At 55.5% G+C, this 22,806-nt stretch carries 11 protein-coding genes; 4 read left to right on the top strand and 7 right to left on the bottom strand.

Annotation, left to right across the window (positions count from 1 at the left end; translation table 11 throughout):
• Window position 1: 1 nt before the first annotated feature.
• Genes HZB23_03050 through HZB23_03035 form a run of 4 tightly spaced genes read left to right on the top strand, consistent with a single transcriptional unit; the run spans window position 2 to window position 3,734 of the window.
• Window positions 2–1,216, top strand: a complete 1,215-nt coding sequence (locus HZB23_03050) for a (Fe-S)-binding protein (protein ID MBI5843631.1) — start codon at window positions 2–4, stop codon at window positions 1,214–1,216.
• Between the two features lie 2 nt (window positions 1,217–1,218).
• Entirely contained in the window at window positions 1,219–2,034 is an 816-nt protein-coding gene (locus tag HZB23_03045) for an SDR family oxidoreductase (protein ID MBI5843630.1), read from the top strand.
• Between the two features lie 15 nt (window positions 2,035–2,049).
• Window positions 2,050–2,898 carry an SDR family oxidoreductase gene (locus HZB23_03040; GenBank protein MBI5843629.1) on the top strand — a complete coding sequence of 283 codons (849 nt, stop codon included), beginning with the start codon at window positions 2,050–2,052 and terminating at the stop codon, window positions 2,896–2,898.
• A 29-nt stretch (window positions 2,899–2,927) separates the two neighbouring features.
• Window positions 2,928–3,734, top strand: a complete 807-nt coding sequence (locus HZB23_03035; protein MBI5843628.1) for an SDR family NAD(P)-dependent oxidoreductase — start codon at window positions 2,928–2,930, stop codon at window positions 3,732–3,734.
• Here the strand turns inward: HZB23_03035 and HZB23_03030 are convergent.
• The 7 genes from HZB23_03030 to HZB23_03000 all read right to left on the bottom strand — a co-directional run.
• The gene (locus HZB23_03030; GenBank protein ID MBI5843627.1) at window positions 3,731–4,222 is read right to left on the bottom strand and encodes a hypothetical protein; all 492 of its coding nucleotides are present in this window, start codon (window positions 4,220–4,222) and stop codon (window positions 3,731–3,733) included. The genes HZB23_03035 and HZB23_03030 overlap by 4 nt on opposite strands.
• 880 nt (window positions 4,223–5,102) lie before the next feature.
• The gene (locus HZB23_03025) at window positions 5,103–13,094 is read right to left on the bottom strand and encodes an Ig-like domain-containing protein (protein ID MBI5843626.1); all 7,992 of its coding nucleotides are present in this window, start codon (window positions 13,092–13,094) and stop codon (window positions 5,103–5,105) included.
• Window positions 13,039–15,861 carry an Ig-like domain-containing protein gene (locus HZB23_03020; protein MBI5843625.1) on the bottom strand — a complete coding sequence of 941 codons (2,823 nt, stop codon included), beginning with the start codon at window positions 15,859–15,861 and terminating at the stop codon, window positions 13,039–13,041. The genes HZB23_03025 and HZB23_03020 overlap by 56 nt, the downstream gene beginning before the upstream one ends.
• The gene (locus tag HZB23_03015; protein MBI5843624.1) at window positions 15,789–17,486 is read right to left on the bottom strand and encodes a cadherin-like domain-containing protein; all 1,698 of its coding nucleotides are present in this window, start codon (window positions 17,484–17,486) and stop codon (window positions 15,789–15,791) included. Before HZB23_03015 ends, HZB23_03020 begins: the two co-directional genes overlap by 73 nt.
• 95 nt (window positions 17,487–17,581) lie before the next feature.
• The gene (locus HZB23_03010) at window positions 17,582–19,117 is read right to left on the bottom strand and encodes a hypothetical protein (GenBank protein MBI5843623.1); all 1,536 of its coding nucleotides are present in this window, start codon (window positions 19,115–19,117) and stop codon (window positions 17,582–17,584) included.
• Window positions 19,118–19,267: 150 nt separating this feature from the next.
• A complete protein-coding gene (locus HZB23_03005; GenBank protein ID MBI5843622.1) occupies window positions 19,268–21,904 on the bottom strand; it encodes an Ig-like domain-containing protein in 2,637 nt (878 codons plus the stop codon).
• A partial coding sequence (locus tag HZB23_03000) for an Ig-like domain-containing protein (protein ID MBI5843621.1) occupies window positions 21,838–22,806 on the bottom strand: 969 nt, incomplete at its 5' end. The genes HZB23_03000 and HZB23_03005, both read right to left, overlap by 67 nt.

Here is a 22,806-nt window from a genome sequence, read left to right as displayed (position 1 = left end):
TATGCCGGAATTTAAAACCTGGAACCTGGATCAATTTAAGAATTGGATTGATATGTGCCTGCACTGCGGCGCATGTTATGCAAGAGGCCCCATTGTTCCCCATAACTGGAGGGAACTGCCGCCTCATGAATATGCCGCTCCCCATAAGAAATGTCCGCCCTTTGAATATTTCAAATTTAAAAACTACTCTCCCCAGGGCAGACAGATACTGGCATCACTGATCTTCAACGATAGATATGAAATCGATGAGGAGGTGATCCGATCCTTTTTTTCGTGCACTTCCTGCGCCATGTGCAACGAAATATGCATTCCCTACCAACCTTTATATACAGTGTTGGCCATGCGGCAGGAGATCGTGGAAAAAGGGTTTGCAATCCCCGGTCGCTTAAAAAAGATGACGGACAACATAAAAAGCAGCGGAAATATTTTCGGCAGAAAGGAACATCCCAAAACCCTTGAAGATTTGTCGCTTCCTGAAACAGGTGAGGCTATCTTTTATTCAGGATGCTATGGGACCTATCTGCAGCCGGAAACGGCCCTGGCAAGCGTGAAAATTTTGAAATCAGCCGGGATCGACGTCGCACACCTCGGGAAAAAAGAGGGTTGCTGCGGCGAGATGTTGAAACAGTCCGGCAACATGAAGCTGTTTAAAGAGACGGCCGTTGCCAATGTGGACAAATTAACGCAAGCAGGCGCCAAACGCGTGATTATCTCATGTGCCCACGGGTATTCAACATTTAAAAACGACTATACTAACCCCCATGTGGTGGGGACCTTGCCGTTTGAAGTGATTCACATCACCGAGATGATTGCATCCTTATTAAAAAAAGGACGCGTCCGGTTTTCCAAAAACTTGAACAAAACAGTTACCTATCATGATCCCTGCTTTCTGGGGAGACAGGGCGGCGTTTATGCGCAACCCAGGGAAATACTGGAGGCTGTTCCAGGCCTCAGGCTTAAAGAGATGGATAGGCACGGTAAATGGTCCTACTGCTGCGGCGCAGGCGGCAAAGTAACCTTGAACGCGTTTCCGGAAATGGCCAAGGAAACCGCAAAGGAGCGTCTGCTGGAAGCCAAGGCCGTGGCCGATACCTTGGTAACCAGTTGTCCCACCTGTTTGGCCCATTTGAAAAAAACAGCGGAGACAGAAGGCATTGACATCGAAATTGTTGATCTGTCGATGCTTGTTGCAACAACCATGGAGCTTAGCTACTGATTATGGAAATCAGAGGAAAAAAAGTTCTCATAACCGGTGCGGCAGGCGGTATCGGCAAAGCCCTGGCGATGGAATTGGCCGCTCGAGGAGCCGAGCTTTTCCTGTCGGATATCAATGATGACGGTCTCAATCAGATACGCCATCAAATTGAATCCATGGGGCGAAAGTGCCATATCACGCAAACCGACATCTCCCAAAAAGACCAGGTCAAAGAGATGATTGATGATGCAATTGATCGCATGGGTCAAGTTGACATCTTGATAAACAATGCCGGTGTTACCATCATCGGTGAAATCAGGGATGTGCCTCTTAAGGACTGGGAATGGATCATGGGGGTCAACTTGTGGGGGGCCATATACGCTGTACATCATATCCTTCCCCATATGTTGGAACGGCGACAGGGACATATCGTGAATATGGGATCCATGGGCGGTCTCACTGCTGTTCCGGCTAACGGAACGTACAATGTCACCAAATTCGGTCTTACCGGTTTCAGCGAAGTATTGCGGGCGGAGCTCAAGAAGCACAATATCCGGGTAACTTTGATCTGCCCCGGGTTTCTGAGCTCTGGAGCGGAGTTTGAAAAACGAGGGCGTGTTCGCGGATTCAAAAAATTCAAACCCGGGGCATTTGCAAAGGGCGACTCCTTGCCTGTGGACAAGGCAGCAAAACGATTTGCCGATGCTATTGAGAAAAATCAATTCCTGGTCACTACCGGCATCGTCGGCCCGTTTTATTACGGTATCAAACGAATCTTTCCATGGTTGTATTACCGCATCGGAGAAAAAATGGCTGCAGATTTGGAGAAGTGGCATTAACAAAGGAGTAAAGATATGAAATCGGTACTGATCACGGGAACATCAACCGGTATCGGCCGGGCAACCGCCCTGCATCTGGACAAACTTGGGTACACGGTCTTTGCCGGCGTTCGGAAGGATGAAGACGCCAAAGCTCTCAAACGGGAAGCATCCGAAAATCTGGTTCCCCTCATGATCGATATGAATGACACCGATTCAATGGAAAGCGCCTTTAAACAGGTTTCCAAATTTACAGGTTCGGAAGGGCTGGCAGGTTTAGTGAACAATGCCGGCATTCCCATGGGCGGCCCCCTGGAATTTTTTAATCCGGATGAGCTTCAAAAAGGACTGCAAGTAAACCTTCTGGGCCATATCCGGATGATCCAGCTGTTTCTGCCTCTCATCAGAAAACGCAAAGGACGCATTGTCAACCTCGGCTCCATCGGCGGCATATTCCCGGCGCCTTTCACCGCACCTTACAGCGCCTCCAAAGCAGCCATGCACGCCCTTACCCATGCTCTTCGCAGGGAGCTGTTGCCGGAAGGGATTCATGTCGTCCTGATCATTCCCGGCAATATCAAAACGTCAATCTGGAAAAAGGTACAGGACGGCACCAAACCAGCGTCCCATTCAGTGGAAGCCCTTTACGGAAGCGCCCTTCGGTCCATGGAAAAATTGACAAAAGAAATGGGCTCCCAAGGGATTCCGCCAGAAGGCGTAGCGAAGATAGTGGAAAAAGCATTGATCCTAAAGCGCCCGAAACCCGTATATATTGTCGGGACCGATGCAATACTGCAGAGCATTGCGGCTGCTGTTCTCCCCAAGCGCTGGATCGATCGTATGTTATTGTTCGCCCTGGGGATCCGATCATCCGCCCGAAAGTAATGAATTGATTTAAAATAGGAGCAAAAAGCATGGAGATAATGAAACCGAACCGGAAAAACGCTTTAATCACCGGGGCAACCAGCGGGATAGGGGCTGCATACGCCCATGCCCTGGCTGAGCGGGGATATGATCTGATTCTTACCGGCAGGAGGCGGGAGGTCATCGAAGGCGTCAGAGAAAAGATCGAGAACCGGTTCAAGACCAAGGTCAGAGTGGTCATGGCCGAATTGTCCGACTCAGGCGATCTGGATCAGCTCCTTCATGCGATACATAAGGCGGGTCCCATCGATATGTTGGTGAACAATGCCGGCTTTACCACAAAAGGCATCTTTCACCGGCAGGACATCCTGGAACTTGAAAAAATGGTTCTGGTTCATAACATCGCCATGATGAAGCTCACTCATGCCGTCCTTCCGGGCATGATCGAGAGACAACACGGCGTTATCATAAACGTATCCTCCATCCAGGCCGTAACTCCCATGTCATTGAGTGTTGGCTACACCTCGGTAAAAGCATTCATGAAAAACTTTTCAATCAGCCTCCATTGTGAGGTCAAGGATCACGGGGTGAAGATCCAGTGCGTGCTCCCCGGTTTTACACGAACAGATCTCGGGCGCGGCATAGGGGTGGACATGAATACCATCGAAGACAGGCGCATGATGCGCTGGATGCTTCCCGAGGAAGTCGTCCGGGTCTCGTTGCGAGAGCTCGATAAAAAAAATAAAGTGATTTGCATCCCCGGTACTGGAAACAAGGCGCTCTATGTGGCGGCAAAGCTTCTCCCTGAGCGCTGGTGGTATTTGATAGCACCAAAAATTGTCAATAATATGCCTTAAACTGACGTTCTTTTCGCCCATGCGGCCGGGTAGGTGAAACGCTTTCCAAAGAAAAATTGGAGGATGTGCCAATGCTCGATGAAAACTTGATCAAGGCACCCAACCGCCCAAAAGACCTGACCCATCCGTACCGAAACCGGAAATCGAAAACCTGGGGACGATGGGACGCCCCCCCCTATATCATTTGTATGTGTGGGATTTTTGAAAGTTTTCGGCTTTCTCTTTAGGTTGAAGCCTTCGCGGTTTTCGGGGGAGGCGGCGGGGTGCTGGCTGCCGAATGCCTCGCCGGAGTTGACCACCGAGGTGCGGTTGCCGACGGCGTTATAGCGGTAGTCGTATTGGGAGATGACGCGGGCTCCGGCTTTGTTGAGGACCTGGGTTTTGACGTCGCGCTTGTCTTCGTAGGTATAGTTGGCCGTGACCGGGGTGTAGGCTCCGTCCGTGCGGGCGGTGGACATACCGGATGATGTAAAAGAAAGGCCGTGCAAAACATCACACGGCCTATCCGTACATGCACCCACCACGGCGCTCGGGTCGCTCCCCAGCGTTGCCCTATCCTCCGAGCGGGTATTTGCCTTTTACTCAAAGGAGGTCAAAACCTCAACCTGGAAATGTCAACCGGCCAGCTTGAGGGTCCATGCAATTTTCAAATGTGCGAAAAATTCTTGACGCTACCGACTTGCTTACCAAGACCGGCCCTTTCTGCAAGTTTGGCCGGATCGCTGGTCATAATGCTCCGCGCCGGTCAGCGTGAAGGAGCCGTCGGAGTTGTCGTGGCCAGCGACTGAGAGGCAAACTGTCCGGCAGGTCCTTGACTTTTACAGCTAAACTGCCAGCAGGTCCTCGACTTTTACAACTAATTAGCGGACCCTAAAACAATATCATATACTATCTTTGATCCATGCTTATTGACTGTGAACTGATACTTATCGCAAACTGAGTATGTAGCGCCAAGTTGTAGAGGTATTGCTGAGTTAAGTTGTTCGTATCCGAATGGCTCCTGACCGTATATAAACATTTTTAATCTCGCATCTGTAATTGGTTTTAACGTCCAAACCGGGGTAATTCTATACTTATCAATTCTGTCTATAGTAAATTCATAAAATTTTTTTCCTTTACCTATACAATGTTTATATTTACTAATACAAAAAACAGGCTGTAATGGAATATTAGAATCTTTAATTGATAAATACCACTGTTCTTGACAAGAATACATTAAAAATATTAAAATTAGTAATAATTGGAGTTTGATAAAATATTTTAAAATATACATAACACGACCTCATGTAATTGATGTTATACATATGTAGGCATGGAAATGAAAGAATATGCAAAACTTATTAGCTAAGTAGTATATTGATATTACTATCATGGTGGTTCGTTATTTAATAATATCAAAGACCTAATATACTTCAGAACTTTAATAAATTTATGATCGAATTTTCCTTTTCTATAAATTCTCGAAGGTGTAGTAGACTGACGCCATGAATATGCCATATCCTCAACTATCTGAGCTTGCTGCTCAACATTAGCTTTTAAAAAATATGTTAATAATTTATCAGGATCGTAGATAAATGTTGGATAATCATATGGATCATAATCAGAAAATGTTTCCATTCCTTTTAATATTGCGGCTGGAATTGAAACATGTTTGCCATGCTGCCTTTGCCATATGTGAAATAATTCATGGGCTACACCACTAAAATAAAATGGTCTATAAAGTCGCAGCTCACAATTATCATTGTTGTTAAAAAAGTACTCTTTTGGTAGACGAATATCTTTAACAGTTAATGAGTGTCCTGGATCAAAATCAAAGAATGCTATTTGCACATCGACATCATTAATATTCAGTGATAGTCTAAAAAAACTAAATAATTGCTTTTTTTCATTAGCAGTAAATGGTCTTAATCCTTTATAGTCTAAATATTTATTAGAATTATTTAATGCAGCAGAATATAGATTAATTCCTCCTCTTTCATAAATTATATCTCTATTTGTAAATCTTCCTAAGTTAGTTGAAAGATATCTATATCCATAATAATACATATAAATTTCGAAGTCAAAATATTTACTAGAAAATTTAAATGGATTATTTTCAGCGGAATATCCATTATAATACAAAATATTTCCACTTATATTGTATTCGTATTGTGAGGCAACGTTGCATGTATTAAAATTTATTAATTGAGTCACATTGCCGTTGGCATCATAGAGGTAGCAATTGAAGCTATTGCCACATTCACTTGTCATTGAAAGCAATCCACCGACTCCACCTGCACCTTGCATGGACTGGCTGAGGTCCAATCCCCAGACATAGGAAGTTGTTTCAGGTTGGGCGCTACCTGTTGTAACAGTTTCGTCCGTCATGAGCCAGCCATCCCAAGTAAAGGTGCGGGATGATGTGGGTGACCATGCGTTGTTATTCCAGGATGATACTGATTTGGATATTCTGCGGCCCATGAAATCATAAGCAAAAGTGACTTTTCTGACGAGGGAAGATTGCGTTTGAATTGTCACGTCAACAAGCCTGTTTTCGCAATCAAACGAATAGATAGTATAACCGGTAGCATCAGAAATGCTGGTCATGTTGCCGTCGGCATCGTAGGTGAAGGTGGTGGAGCCGTCGGCAAGGCCGGAGGTTGCGCCAGCGCTCGCGCTGCACGACGAGGACGTGCCGGTTGTCGCGCCGGTGTACTGGTTAAGGCCGTTGGTGTCGTAAGAGGAGGTTTTGCCGTTTTCCGCCGCGTCGCAGCCTTCCGTTGAATTCGTGCGGTTGCCGATGGGATCATAGGCGTAGGAACGGTATTCGGGTTTGACGACATCCACGGGGTTGTCAACGTCGGTGCCGGAATATCTTTTGGATTCGGTGACTTCGCTTCGGCTGTTGTAACCGTAAAGGTTGAAGCCTTCGCGGTTTTCGGGGGATGAGGCGGGGTGCTGGCTTCCGAATGCCTCGCCGGAGTTGACTACCGAGGTGCGGTTTCCTACCGAGTTATAGCGGTAGTCATATTGCGAGATGGTCCGGGCTCCGGCCTTGTTGAGGACCTGGGTTTTCACGTCGCGCTTGTTTTCGTAGGTGTAGGTGGCCGTGACCGGGGTGTACGCGCCGTCTGTGCGGACGGTGGACATTCCGGCCAGGAGGTCCGAGCCGGGGACATAGGTGTAGTTCGTGGCTCCCGGCACGCCGCCGACGCCATTTGTTCCGCCCACGTTCCAGGAGACCTGATTCATGCGGCCCTTTTCGTCGTAGCCGTAGGAGACAGAATAACCCGCGCCCACCGAGATGCCCGCGTAGCGGCCTTTCACGCCGGGGACGGAATCGTATGATCTTGAAAGTACCTTATCATATATACCCGTGACGGCCTCGGACGCAAGGGAGAAATCGGCGTTGTACGCAAAGGTGCGCACGCCCGCAGCGTCGGTGATCTCTTGCTGGCGGCCCATTCTGTCGTAGGAAAAGGAAACGTCCGGGGTTGAATCGGAGTAGTCCACTCCCGTCAATTCGCCGGTTTGTGAATCATATGAATAGGTTGTGACGAGATCGTTTCCGCTTGAATCCGTGCGCGCCCACTTGCGGGTGAGAAGTTTTCCGTCCAACGTGTAGGTGTAAACCGGGCCTTTTTCCTCGTTGTCGTGCTTTTCGGTGAGAAGTCCGGACTCCGGGTCGTAAATCCAGGTGGTTGTGTCCCCTGCCCCGGCGTTCGAGGGCCAGGATTCCGAGTTCCAGTCAACGCCTGACGTGCGGTAGGTGAACATCTTCACCTTGCGGCCGTAAACGTCGTATTCGTAGGAAACAGGATAGGTTGCGTCTCCCCAGACGTGGATGACCTGGCCCTTTATATCGTACCCGGTGCGGGTTGTGTGGCCGAGCGCGTCGGTCTGGGCGATGGTGCGGCCCGTGACCTCGTCGTAGGTGAGCGTGGTTTTATGCCCCGCCGCGTCCGCGACCCAATCCACCCTGCCCTTCGGGTCGTAATGGGTGGTGCTGGTCCCCTTGCGCTGGTCGGTGACGGATATCTGGCGTCCCAGGGCGTCATATATAAAGGTGGTGGTTACATTGGTTTTGCCGGTGGCCGAGACGGTCAAACCGAATCTTGTCACGCTTGTTTCGTCGGTGTCGGAGTCCGGGTAATCGGTTACGCTGGTTCTTCTGTGGTCCGCCCGATCAAGGTAAGTTCTCGAAATCGTGACGTTTCCATTGACGTCAAGGGATTTTGACTCGCCGGTGAGCCCGCCCGCGCCAAGGCCGGTGAGGCGCTGCAAAGCCTGTCCGGTTACGGTGGCCGCGCCGCTTGGGTCCACGTAGACCGACTGGGAGGATTTCTGCCACCAGACGCCGCCATCCAGCACGAACGTGGATTCCGAGGACTGGACCCGGTCCGGGCCGCCAATGTCGATGAGGTCGTTTCCGTTGACGTCGAGGGCGGTGAACGCGACTTCGCCCAGCTCGTCGTAAACGGTGAGGGTTCCAGCCCGGCCCGTGGCAATGGTTCGGGCCAGATGGCCTTTTGTGTCGTAAACGTTCACCGTCTCCACGATGCCGCCGAAGCCCGGTTTTTCGGTCTTTATCGTGCGCCCGAAAAGGTCGGTGGTGGTGGTTTCCCACATGGCCGAATCCGGCATCACCATGGACGTTTTGGTCCATTGGGTGCCGTCGTCGTTCACGCCGTATTCGTAATGCTGGGGCGTGGATCCGGTGCCGGTGACGGATTTGGTGCGCCCGTCGGCGAAAGATTCCGTCACCTGGGTGGCCCCGCCGGGCTGGGTGACCGTGTTGGTGGAGATGTGGAAGGTGCCGTCGTAGGCGTAGGCGTAGGTGGTGACGAGGCCCGCCTCGTCGGTGGTGGAAATCTGGCGGCCTGCGGTGTCGTAGGCGGTGGAGGACATCTGCACGATGCCGCCCGCCGTGACCCGGCGCGAGAGCTCGCGGCCTGCCGCGTCCAGAACAAAGTCGGTGACGACGGAGCCGTTAAGGCCCTCGCGGGTCTGGGAGATCACGCGGCCAAGGTCGTCGTATATAAAGGTGGTGGTGACGCCTTCCGCGTCGGTTTCGGATTCCTTCTGGCAGCAGGTCCAGCCGGTTTGGGTGAAGGTGCCGTCGGAACTGTCGGTGCGCTCCACGCGGCCCAGGGAATCCAGGGTGTTGCGGGTCCACGAAACGCGCGCGCAGGCGCTGCCGTCGTAGACTTCGGTTTCCGAATAGACGCTGACGCCGGTGGGGGTGTCCACGGAGACTTCGCGGGTGGTCTTGCCGGCGATTCCGGCGGGGCTTGATTCCGTGCCGTGAGTGACACTTGTGCGCAGGTAAAGGCCGCCGCCAACGGTGAAGGCGGAGACGCCGTCGAAGGAGCCGTAATCGTAGGCGTAGGTGGTGAGGCGGCCATCCGGGGACAGCACGGATTTCAGCTTGCCGCTTTGGGCCTCGCCCTCGGCTTCCGGGTAATAGGTGGTGACGGTGCGCAGGTTGTGCGAGTCGCCGTAAACCGCATAGCCCGCCCAGGCTTGCTCGGAAATCTCGGTGATCGCGCCGTCGGACGCAATAAGCCGCGCGGAGAAGGTTTTGCCGGTGACCTTGCCAAGCACGGTTTCGGTGATCACACGGGGCTCCCAGAAGGACTCGGGCGTGATGGTTTCGGCTGCGTCCACGGGGGAGTAGGAGTAGGAAACTGCGCGGGTGGTTAAACGATCAAAGGACACGCCGCCCGAAAGCCAGGGCCGGAACTCGCGGGTGACGCGGCCGTGCTCGTCATATTGGTAGGCCACCCAGCTTCCGTCGGGCTGGGTGCGGCTTTTGATCCTGCCGTAGCCGGGCGCGGACGGGTCTTCCCAGTAATAGGTGATGGTTTCGGTGAGGGCGAAGCCGTCGGGATCGGTGACGATCTTTACGGGTTCCTCGCCCCAGGGGTATTTGTGGAACCAGGTTTTGGTGACGCTGGGAGCTCCCGCCGCGCCGGATGTCGTCTCGGTCAGGATACGGTCGCCGTTGGCGTCAATGGAGTTGGCTTTGGCATCCACGCGAAGGCCGTTGCCGGAGGTTAGGGTCCAGTCTTGGGCGGTTTCGATCCAGGCGTAGCTGTAAACGCGGTTTCCGGTACCGTTTTCGGTGATGGAAAGCGAAGTGCCGTCTTTGTCCGGGTCGCTCACTATCCAGGACTTGATGGGAATCGCGCCGGAATTCACGGTGTAAAGGCCGTCGGTTCCCATGGGGCCGACGGCGGAGGGGGAGTAGAAACGGAGCTCATAGGCATGACGGTCAAACTTAACAATATCCTCGCCGTTCACCGCCTCTTTATAATAGACGACCGCCTCGCCATCTTTATAATAGACGTCCACCACCTCGACGAAGGTTTCGGGCGCGAGAATCTGCCGGATTTCCCCGGTTTGGCCGTAGAGCACCTCGACACCGTCGGCCATGGGGGTGAAGTTGAGGCCGTACGGAGTCGCCATGCCCGGATCGGGCGAAAGGGAATGGATGTAAAGCTCTCCGGCGGAAAGGCCCTCCCCTGCCCTGCCCATGTTGAAGCGCACGCTGACACAGGAATTGGAAGCGTCGCAGCTGCCGGGGACTTTTTCGGCGCAGCCCGTGGTACACGCCTGGCAGCCTATGGTGATCAGCCGGTCCATATAGCAGGAGGGAATGTCGGCGTTGGCGGCGCGCAGGAGAATCCAGCCCGAGCCTGATTCCTTGTCAACGCTTACAACGCAGGTATCGCCGTTGGGATGAAGCTGCCTTCTCACGGGCGCTGACTTGTCGTTGTGGCCGGTCTCGACGATGCTCCAGACGACATTGGAGACTCCTGGGGATTTTACCGCCCTGAAGTTGGCGGCCTCGCCGCTGCCGATGTGATAAGTCTTGTCTCCCGGACTCTTGTGATCGCCGTCGCGCTTTATGCTCTCGATGCATGAACGGATTGGGAAGGAGACCACGGAGCCGTTGTCGCCGTTGGGCACCGCCGCGAAACCGAAGGAGGCGCCAAGGTCGACATCATTTACCCTGGCTGTAAAGTCCGTTTTCCCTGGTCCTTTGACACGGCCAAGTATCCTTGGCTTGGAGAGATCGAAGACGTCCACGACGTGAATGCCGTTGGAATCCCCAACGTATAGCAGGCGGTCACGTTTTGAGGCTTTTACGGTGGAAGTGCCATTAAAGGACAGCCTGTAATCAACATCGTTAAGCAACCTGGCAGTGGTTCCTGTGATTTCGTAAATGAAAAGCTGATAAATGGTATCAATGATTTCTTCATGATAGTATATATACTTCTTCCCTGCAACAAACACCACATTTTTGCTTGGACCTGATTCAGCCTGAGTATAGGCGTAAGGAAAGTCGGCCACGGCATCAATGGCAATAGGATAAATTTTTTCCGCAAGTACATTAGTTTGGTTGCCACTAATTAAATATAAATTTTCTGAATCACCAACTATAGCAGTGCTATGCAAGTCATCGATACATTTCGGAGTCGGTATTTCCCATCCCAAATTTAAAAAACCGTTATTGTGATCTATCGTTCCGTTTTGAGCATTCAATACATTTAGGCCGGGCTCAACATTGTTTCCTATGGTCGCATTCCAATCAGGCGTCATATCTTCGATTGGGGCAAACTGGACTCCAACGCCCAGGTTGGCGATGCATGCAACTCCGCCTATTACAGACACAGCCATTGATACTCCTGAATAATAAGGAACATTATTCAGAGTGATGCCATTTAACAAAGAAACGGAATCCATTGAAATCAGGGTGCGGCGATATGACTGCATATCCGTAGGAATAAATCGCACCTGGCTTATGTAATTAGTTCCACCGCTTACTGCAACCACTCCGGTATACCCTGCCGCCCCCCTGGCGATGGCAACTCCTAAGGTGTTTCCCGAAATGTTATGTTCCGCACCTGTTCTTTTAAGCCTTACGGGGATACTGGTGTCTACGATAACGACGCCTTTGTTTTGGGACTCCGAATCATTTTCGGCCTTGCCGTTGGCCACATAAATCCTGTTGTCGTCAAAAACGGCAATGTCACGGGGTGTTGCGATACCCACGGCCCCCAGAAAGCGCGGGCAGAAAGTATGGAAGGTGAACGTTTTCTGGCAGTCAGGAAGAGGGGCCAGATCAATGGTTTTTCCGCCGTTTCCGTCGTCCTTTTCGATCTGTCCGTTAACGCCCGTAAGGGTTACTGTGTAATCCGTGTCGTATTTTAGGCGGCGCTCTGGAACGAAGGTCACGCCTGCGGCCACCGGGGAGCCGACGGGTGCGTCTGTGTAGTCAATGGCTGAAGCATGCCCGGTGCCTGGTTTTTCCTCACCTACCAGGTCCTCGAAAAAATCCCCTCCCCCGGTCTCGGCCACAGTCACCTTGATGGTGTTACTTATGACAGGTTTGTCGAACAACACCTGGATGCCGCGTTCAACAGGCACGTTGGTCAGGTTATCAGAAGGCGAGCGGGAAATGATGTTGGGCTCCCCCTGTTCAGTGACATCAGGCAGGTAGATATCCTCTATTGCATCAAGAGAGTCGATCGGAGGGAAATTGATTGGGTCGAGTATGTGACCATCAATTGGATCAACGCCGCCTATAAAAAAATCACTTCCCATCGGGGCCATGACAAGGGGGCATGTCATTGGCACCATAATTTCAACGTACAACCGGGTAGAATCGTTCCAGCCGAATACCACTCCACCATAGTCCAATGATTGAAGATTTTTTATAAATGGAGATAATGGCGCAATGTATAATTTCGCCACAGACATGGGAATAAAAGGCCTTACAAAAAAGTAATCACCCTTTTCCTCCGCTCCCGGGAAGGGGGGCGAGGCGGTGGTGAGGCGGTTGTCGGCGAGGCGGGCGATGTTGTTGAGGGAGTATTCGGACTGGCCAGCCACCTCGATCTCTTTGAAGACGAAAACCTGGCTTTGCGGGGTGAGGCCGCTTCCCTCCGGGTTTGCGATGGAGAGCTTCAACTCCTGGGTGGCCACCACGTCGCCCATGTCGAGATCGATTCCGCCCAGGAACTCGAAATCGGGGGGAAGCGCTTTTGGCAGTGCCGCTGCGGAGATGGGCGCGAGCTTGATTTTGGTGCCTTCGGGGACGGCTCCTTCGGGGACGATGGCGTAGATATTGCTTGGTCCGGGCACGGTTCCGCCCGCCTCTCCCATGATGTAAGCGCCGTCATCGGTGCGGAAGGGGCCGGGGGAGAAGGTGGTCTCGTTGCCGTCAGGATCGCGGTAGGTGATGCCAAGCCTGTCGGTGACAAGGGCCGCGATGGAAAGCGAATACGAGCCGTCCGCACCGCTCGTAACCGTCACGCTTTCACCGGTTATAAAGTTGGTGGCGATGACCAGAACCTTCGCCGGGGCAGCGCCCAATTGGCGGTGCTATTTTATTGATGGTATGGAAGACGGACGAAAAATCCGCGCCAAGGGCGTTTCCGTAGGAATCGGTAACAGTGCCAGACACAGTTAAAGTATAGGCCGAAGCCTCGGCCAGAAGCGCAAAAGGCGTGAATGCGACGGAGGTTCCGTCGGCGGATACTCGAACCGAGCCGGTCAAAACCGCGCCGCCCTGCCCTTTTAAAGTCACGGTGTCGGCTGAAAGGCTCGCGGGAGCCATCGGGCGGCTGAATTTCACGGTTAATGAGGAAGCCGGGTCGACCCCGCGCGCGTTGTGGGCGGGCGTGACCGAGGTGACAAGGGGCGCGCCCTTCATGAGATATAGGTTCGCCACGCTGGATCCGCCCTGGCTGACCTCCGCCACGCTCCGGGCCTCTGCGCCGTCGGTGAGATCAATGGCCGTGACGCCTGCGCTTCCCGCAGGGGCCGCCAGCACGTAGGCCGCGTCGCTGGCCCTGGTGAACGAAACAAAGGGAAGCCCGTTTGTGGAAACCAGAACGCCGGGAGCGTCCGCGCCGTTTTTCTGGACCCGGCCCGTGATGAAGCCCACCGGCCCCGCCACTCCCACGATGTAGTATCGACCGCCATCCGTGATGCCGGTGACAGGGAAATTGGCGTCACCGCCCGTAAACGTCACAACCTGGCCCGCCACGCTGCCTTTGGCGACAAGCTCCAGAAGCCCGGTTCCGGCGGCCTCGGCGGTGCGCACCAGGAGCACGGTGAGGTCTGACGAGGGTGCTACGCCAAGGTCCACGGTCAAGGTTGCCGAAACGGGGAGCGATTTTCCGCCGAGATCGAGGTCCACCCCGGCAGGACCGCCAAGGCGCACGAGGCGGGTGTCGGAGGAGACGGCCTTGTCCCATTCCGAAAAAACGCCGAGCCTCACCGGAACCGGGCCGTCAAGGAGCCCCGCACCCATCGAAAGGCTTGCGCCCTGCGCTGCAACAGATCCGCCAGCCGGAGAAAACACGCCAAGGCCGCGTGATTCACCGGGCCTGTTGACGGATATTTCAATGCCACCTTCATTTAAAAGAGCCGGGTCAAAGCTGCGCGATGGGGTGGCGACAAACTCACCGGCAAGGCCACCCTGGGCGCGGTACATGATAATGTCCTCGCCACGGGGATCAACGAGGAGTTTCTGGCCGTTCAACAGGATGTAGGACTCGTCGTGGTCCGCCCTTATGACGGTGCCGGACGGCAGGCCTGCGCTTGAGGCCAGTGTCACCGTTACGCTTGATTTCTGGCCCGGCTGCATGAAAAGGATGTCGGGGGATGACGATATCTGGGCGACGGCGTCTTGGGGAATCGGGATGGGAGCGACGCCCGAAAGGGCCTGGCCCACCTGGGGCAGGGCAGGGGCCGACGAGCCCGCGTCGGGACGCGCGAAAACAACGGTGGTAAAGCCCGGCATCACGGCGCTGATCGCGCCGTTCAGAGCGCTTGATTCGGCCCTCACCCAGCGGGAGCTTGCTGCGTCCCACCAAGCGGCCACGAGGTTTTCCGGGGAATTGCCGACGTTTGAAAGCCCGGTGGCCGTGATGCTTAAGGCGAGGTTCACCGGCCAGCCGGAGGGACCTGCGGCAAAGCCCGAAACCGGGGTCCAGCCAAGGGGGAGCGGCCCCGGAAGGCCCTGGGCCGAAAGCCTTGTGAGGGAGACCGGACGGGTTTCGCCGAAGGAACCGGCTGGAACGGTGAGCGTAACCGCGCCATTATCCAGGGACACGGCCCCGCCGGAAAGGCCTGTGATTTCGATTGACGGCGAAATCGGGGTTAGGCGCGCGTCCAGGGGTTCGGTGACCGCGTCGGCGGCCACGTAAACCGAGCGGTATGAAATCGTGTAACCATCCTTTATCACGCGCAAAACCGCGAGCCCCTCGGATAGCTCCAGGGAGTACCGCCCGGCAAGGTCGGTCACGGTTCTTATGGGATCAATCAGTCCGAGCCCGCCCGCCATGCTGACGATGACGTCGGCTCCGGTGACAGGAAGGGATGTCGCGTCGTCGTATGCTTCGCCAATTAAAAAGCCCCTGCCGAGCGCGGCCACGGTGGCTGAAAACTCAGCAGAATCCGCGTGGTTGCCCGAAAAATCCACGGCCCTTGCCGTAAAGCTTATCCGGCTTCCCGGAGCCGCGTTGTGGGGAACCGTCCAGGCGAAATTGTAAGGCGCTTCAAGGCCGGTTCCGATCAGGGCTCCGTTTGCATAAAACTCCATGGAAAAAAGACCGCCCGAATCCGTGCCCGTGGCTGAAAGCTCCATGGTCTCGCCGGGTTTCACAATGGCCGGGGCAGAAACCGCCACGCCATTGGGAGCCGTGGTGTCCGGGTTTTCGATGATATTGATGACGGCGCTTGCGCTTGCAGTGTTGCCCTCCGCGTCCATTACCTCAACCGCAACCGTTGCGGCGCTTCCGGTTGCAAGGGTTGCAGGCACCGAAAACTCTGCGGAAAATGGCGGCGCGTAGGAATCGGCGAAGGCCTGGTCATTATAGATAAACCTAACCCGGCTCACTCCCCGGTCGTCGGAGGCCATGACCCCCACCCGCGCCTTTTCGCCGGGCGCGGCGGACCGGGGAGCGATAACCTTTATAACAGAGGGCGTGACCGAGTCGGCCTCGGAGACCACGGCAACGCTGGCCCGGGCCTCGGTGAAGTTCCCGGTCGCATCGCGGGCTATGGCCAGGATGTCCAGGTTTTTGCCTGAAACCCCCGGAGCCGTGCATGAAAAAAGGAAGGGAGCGGACACGAAGTCCTGGCCTGGGCCACGGTGATCTGGAAAACCTGGACCGCGCTTGATCCCAAGCTGTCCGTCACCCTTATGGCCGCTTCCTGCACTCCGGCCTGGGATGCGCCCGGAAGCCAGGACACGAGCCCGGTGTAGAGGTCTACACTCATGCCGGCAGGCCCGTGGTCCAGGGCATAGGTGATGGAGTCGTCGTCCGGGTCCTCGCCCCTTGCCTGGTAGGAATACGGATAATCCGCCTCGGCGGCGGTTATCGCGCCTGACGTGAAAACCGGCGGCCTGTTTGTCTGGGCCACAGTGACCGTGACGTTTTCTGTGTCGTAAAGTCCGGTGTTGTCCGAGACAGTAAATGAAATGGTGTAGGAGCCTGACTGGTCAAAATCCGGGGTCCAGTAAAGGACTCCGCCCGCTGCATCGAAAACCGCGCCGCGCGGAAGCGAACTTACCGAGAATGTGAGGCTGTCCCCGTCCAAGTCGCTTGCCGAAACCGTGACGGTTACGGGCGCCCCCTCCGCCGCCGCCACCGTGGCCGGGGCCGTGAGCACGGCCGGGGCCGTGAGCACCGGCTTGTAGGCCCTGTCGACGGTAATGGTCACCTGGTCCGGCTCGCTTGTGGCGCCCGAATCGTCCGTGACGAGAAGGGTGAAGACGTGGACCCCCTCCGAAAGAACGAGGGTTGGCGAGGCCGCGTCATCGGGATTGGGGGAGCCGGTCCAGAAATACGAGGCCACCTGCCCGTCCGAATCCGTGGAGCCAAGGCCGGTAAGGCTTACTTCTATGGTGTCCCGGTCCCAGGCCATGTTGACGACGCGGCTTTCACCTGCCTCGGCAACGGGCCTGCGATTCACGCGCACGAAAACGGAGGCCGTGGCGTGTCCGCCGGGGCCGGTGGCGGTTATCGTGTAAGTGGCTGATTCAGTCGGGGTGATGGTGATGGAGCCGGACAGCGCAAGCACTGTTTCGCCCGGGGAGATGGAACAGGCACTGGCGTGGGTCGAGGCCCAGGTGATGGTTACGTTTTCGCCCAGGGTGATGAGCGCGCTCGAGGCCGAAACCGTGACCGTGGGAAGGTGGTAAACCGTGAGAGTCGCGTAAGCTCTGGTCGTTCCGCCCGGGCCAATGGCCGTTATGGTGTAGGATGTCGTCTCGGACGGCGACACCGTCATGCTTCCCGCCTGATCAACCTGCCCGATTCCGGGCTCGATGACAACCGTGTCCGCGAAATTCGTGTTCCAGGAAAGGCTTGCGGTGTTGCCCTCGATGATGGTTCCGGGCGAGACGGTCAGGCTTGCCGTGGGAACATGGTGGACGATGAGGGTCGCCGACGCCCTGGCGACTCCGCCCGGGCCTGTGGCTGTAATGGTGTAGGAGGTCGTTTCGGACGGCGAGACTTCGAGGTTGCCCTCCTGCGAAACAAGGCCAATGCCCGGCTCGATGGAAACTGTGTATGCGTTGGCCGAACTCCAGGCCAAGACGGCCTTCTGGCCTTCGATTATGCTGGCTTCCGAAACCGAAATGCTCACCGTGGGAACGTGATAGACCGTCAGGGTCGCGTGAGCCCGCGTTGTCCCGCCAGGGCCGGTGGCCGTAATGGTATAAGTTGTTGATTCTGAAGGTGAAACACTCACGCTTCCCGACGGGTCGACCTGACCGATTTCGGGCTCGATGAAGACGGTTTCGGCGTGATTCGTGTTCCAGGAAAGGGTGGCGTTTTCGCCCTCGATTATCGCATTGGGGGAGACGGCAAGAGTCGCCGTGGGTATTTTTTGGCGACCCCGCCCGGGCCGGTGGCGGTGATGGTGTATGTGGTGGTCTCGGAAGGCGCTATCGAATGGGTTCCGTCGGGATCAACGGTTCCGATGCCTGGCTCGATGGAAACGGTGTCGGCGTTTTGGCTGGTCCAAGAAAGCGACGCGCTCTGGCCGGCTATTATGGCTGCGGGCTCGACGGCAAGCGTCGCCGTGGGCGGAACGTGGACCGTAACCGTGGTGGAGGCCGTGACAGAACCGCCCGCTCCTGTTGCGGTCAGAACGTAGGTGGTGGTTTCGGTCGGCGTGACCGCCGAAGAGCCGCCGGGGGCGACAGCGCCGACACCGGGGGATATGGAGACGCTTTCGGCGTCGGTGGTGGTCCAGGCAAGGACGCTGGATCCGCCAAGGATAATGGCGGCAGGGTTGGCCGAAAACGCCGCCTCCGGCCTGTTGTAGACGGAAACCGTAACGTGGCTTATGGCCGATCCGCCGGGACCCGTGGCGGTAATTATATAGGTGGTGGTGTCGGCGGGCTCCACCGTAAGGCTTCCGCTTGGGGGAAGCGCCACCGAGCCCGGTTCCAGCACGCAGGAATCGGCGTTTACCGAAGACCATGTAAGTGTTGTGGATTGGCCGCGCACAAGTTCCAGCGGGTTTGCCGCAAGGCTCACCTGGGGCGCGGAATCCGGGCATTCAAAGGCGATTTTTATTTCGAGCCCGGCCTTGTACTGGCCGGTAAGGGCGATGGAGAAAAAATTCAACAGACGCACGGAAACCGGCTTTTTGAAGACCGTATCCGGCCCATCCAGAAAGGAATCGAGGCTTATGCTTTCGCCGTTTAAAAAAATCGTGCCCGAGTTGACTCTCTTGTCCGGCGTGGCCTTGGTGACGGTGAGGTAAGCCGTGCCGTAGGCGTTGGACTTGAAAACCGACGTGCCCACGTAAAAGCGCGGCATTCGAACCGCGCATGTTTTTTCAAAAATCGTGAGCCCGCCCTGGGGCATGGGGGTGACGCTTACGGTGGCGGTTTTCGTGACGGTTCCGCTCTGGCCGGTGGCGGTAAGGGTGTAGGTGGTGGTGGCGGTCGGAGCCACTTCCTTCACGCCGCAAAAGCCCACGGAGCCGACACCCTGGTCGATGCCGACGCTTGTGGCTCCGAGGCTCGACCAGTAAAGTTTCGCCTTCTGGCCCGCGAAAATTGTCTTTGGCAGGGCCGAGAAAAAGGCCACCGGCGGACGGTTGACAAAAACCTTGGCCTCTGATTTTGCGAAACCCCGGGCGTTTTTGACCCAAAGCGTGTAAACGGTGGTGCAGCCGGGCTTTACGGACATGGATCCGCTGGCGGCGACGGGGCCGATGCCTGGATGGATGAAGCACTGGCCCGCGCCCGTGGAACTCCACGAAAGGACCGCGCTCTGGCCCTCCACAACCGTTGCGGGCGCGGCTGTAAGGCTCGCCGTGGGAGGCGCTCCGCCTGCCAAAGCAAGCCCCGGCATGAATAGCAGCATAATCAGCGCCGTCAACACCACAAATTTTACCGTCAACCTCCGCATCGTTTGTAATCCGCCTTTATAATCCCAAGCACTTTCCTGCCACGCAAACAGTCAAGCATGTGGCCGTCTATCAAAATTAGGTGTTTTGCCGTAACACGCGTCGAATCATGGCGGGCCGTCACAGTATTGCTTATAAGTAAAGAAAGAACCTTTATTGCTGAAATCTCCGGGAGCACCCACCACTATCCATCCATGTCCCACAGAAACGCAGGACCCGTAAGCGTCATACCAAGGATTCGGCGCGGGCACTGTTTGAGGCGCCGAAGGATGGCGCGAAAGCATGGGAACGAACTGTCCGCTGCCATTTTTCACATAAAAATTCATAGCTGGCTGGAAGTTCACGCCTGAACTTGCCACGGCAAGGTAATCGCCCCACAGGGAAACCGTACTTCCGAGTGTCCCTGAAATCTGCGGGTTGGGATTGGGTATGCTTTGGAGGTCCTGAACCCGTTGCCATGCATTACCCGTAAGCAGATAGACATAAGCCTTGCTGAGTCTCCCATACTGGGTAATGACGACGTAATTGCCGCTCATATCCAGGGCGTAGGCGAAATAATTTTGATAGCCCGATGACACGGGCGGATTTATGCGGCCATTCGCCGGGATGACCCATTGCCCGTTTGACTCCCTATGGAGGCAGAACACGGCCGAGCCATTATCACAGACCATGCTTGCCATGGCCCAGTCACCCCAGATCGACACCGCCTGCCCCAGGTGCGACAAGGGATAAACCGCCGAAGGATCGAAAGACAGCTTTTTGACAAGCTGCCAGCCCGTTGACATTTTTTCGTATACATAGACAGCGCCCCTTGATCCATCTATATCCGAAGACGATCCGACTATGGCTCTGTCGCCATAAATATCTATGGTCGATCCAAACCCGGAATTTGTCCTTGGCGCATCCGAATAAAGGACGCCTTCCAGTTCCCACCCTGCCTGCGTGCGCACATACACGGACGCCGAACCGCAATTTGCTACGCCGTTCACGTCGTCGGTCGTGTCTCCGATAATAACGCGATCACGCGACAAGGCAACAGGAGCGCCTAAATTATGTGTGTCGCTTCCCGTATTGGCGTGGCCTTGAAAATAAAGTGGGGTCTGAGTCCAGGACGTCCCGCTGCGCTCATATATGAGAAGCGCCCCGACAGTTGTTCCGGTGCTTAGTCCGCCGTATTGGTATCCTCTGGCTCCGACCGCCAAATATTTTTCTGAAACAGCCACTCCTGATCCGGCATTGCTGTTTTGAAGCAAAGGCGGCGCAATGCGAAATTCCGTATTTGTAATGTTGCAGGCGGTTCCAGGCGCAAGGATAACCCCATTGCAATTTTTGTCCTTGTTGTCACCGGGAAATTCCGCATGGCCAGGATATCTGTCGGGATCATTGTCGTCACAATCTCCGTCGAGTTCCGTGAAGCCATCACCGTCGTCGTCCGTGTCGAGCGGCGTGATTCGAGGTCTTATTGTGAAAGTCGACGCAATAGATGTGATCATATGATTGCCTACAATGTCACATACGCCTGTATTAACCGTGAAAGTATATTCCTTTCCAAGAGCGAGGGATATATTCGGCGTGAATACGGCGCTATTCACATCAGGCATTGAAAAAACGCCAGTAATGGCCCTACCGTCGGCGTTTGCGAGTATAAGCGTGGATTCATTTATAGAAGCCTGCAAAACTGCCTCGTTAAAGCTGACCATTAGAGCGGTTTCAGGCTCGATCATGGTGGCTCCGTCGGGCGGCACCATATTCACAACATATGGCGGTACAATATCTTTGACTTTAAGAGAAATAACGGAAGCCTCTCCTCGATTTCCGGCTGAATCATAAGCAAAGGCATTAATGCTGATATAACTGCCGCCTGCTGCAGTTGACGGCACAGAAAGTGTAAACTGCCTGGACGCTGTTGCAACTACAGGATCAATGGCCATTTCCTGATTCCAGGTAGCGGATCCCCAGGCATGGCAAGTCAATCTGGCAACAGAATAATTATCAGCCGAGTTTACGCTTATGGTGACGTCGGTTCCGGGGATCACCTCGGAGTTGTTGGCCGGGCTCGTTATCGAAACAGAGGGGGCCGTGAGGTCTGCGGCGATGAGGCTTACGGGCGCGGCTGAAAGGGCGTTTTCTGAGGAGTCCCAAACAGTGGCCGTCACCGGTATGGAAGTCCCAAGGGGCGTGCCTGCGGGCACGGTGAAGTAAAAATCCTGAATCGAGTGCGATGAAGGCGTGACGTCCCGGACCTGTGAGAAGAAGTCGCCCACGTTCACCTTAATTTTTGCGATCCCCACGTTGTCGTCCGAGATCACCCTCAACAAGCGCTGACGTCCGGGTTCGACGTTGTTGCCGCCGAGGCAGGCCACCGTGGCCGCGCTGGGAATAACGTGGTCGGCGGGCCAGATGACGAGGTTTTTGGTTCCGGTGTTGCCCGCGCCGTCCGACACGGTTACGGTCACGTTAACCGGGCTTGTGGGCGCGGCCCCGGCGGGAATGACAAGCGTAAAGGTGTGAGAAACCGGCGAGCCGCCCGGAGTGTTGAACCACTGGGTGTGATCGGCCGTGGCTCCGGTGACCGAAAGGTCGATATTGCCGATGCCGCTCGAATCCGAGGCCGTGACGGTGAGGCTTATTGGGGTTTCGGGCTCGAAGCGGCTTCCGTTTGCGGGGCTTAGAATGTTCACCGCAGGAGAAAGATGGTCAACCACCGAAAGAACCACGTCGCCCGCGTCGGCTGAAAGCCCCATGCCGTCAAGGGCCGAGGCGTGAAGGGTGACGGGAATCGCCCTGTCCCAGTCCTCCGGCAGGGAATCGCCCTGTCCCAGTCCTCCGGCACCGTGAACGAGAAAGAAACCGAGCCAGCGCCCGATGGAACTGCCGTGGTTTTTGCGAACAGGGAGCCGCCTGCCGCCGTAAGGGTGACTGATGCCGCGCCCACGTCGTCGGAGACATCGACGGTGACGTTTACGATCTGGCCAAGGCCGGTCTCGCCGCCGTTTTCGGGCGAGCTTATTTCTACTGTGGGAGCCTGGTTTTCAAGGATGGAAACGGTGAGATACTCCCGCTCGCTACGGTTGCCGGAGGCGTCGTAAGCGATGGCCGAAATGATGATTTCGTCGCCGTATTCGGGCAGAAGGTTCAAGCCGAATACAAAGGGGGTGCCAATATCCGTTGCGAACAGCGCGTCCCCCACGAAAAATTCAACCCGGGCCACGCCCGTTCCGTCGCTGGCTTCCGCAGTCACGGGAACCGTGGTGCCCGCCACGAGGCTCGCGCCGTCCATGGTGGAAAGGCCCGAGATTTCAGGGGCAAGGGTGTCCGTGGTGGAAAAGCGCGTCGTTACCGGGGCGGCCGTGACGTTGCCCACGAGGTCGGCGACGCTGGCGGCAATTTCCACCCGATAGGTCCTGTCGGTCAGAAGCGCATCGGGCGCAAAGGCCCAGACCCTTCCGCCGAACCCGGTGACCGGGGCGAGAGTTCCGGTCACGGTTCCGCCGCCGGTTTCATAGGTAAGTGACAGGGCGCCCGAAAGCGAGGCCTGGGTAACGGGCTCCGAAAAAGTGAGCCGCAGAACGCTTGCGGTATCGACGTTGATGGCCCCGTTTGCCGGGCTCATGCTGACAAGACTCGGCGGCCCGGTGTCGCCGGT

It is taken from the genome of Deltaproteobacteria bacterium, from assembly GCA_016235345.1.
Classification (GTDB): domain Bacteria; phylum Desulfobacterota; class Desulfobacteria; order Desulfobacterales; family Desulfatibacillaceae; genus JACRLG01.
The sequence above is the reverse complement of the archived record's forward strand: the minus strand, read 5'-3'. Positions and strand labels throughout refer to the sequence as shown.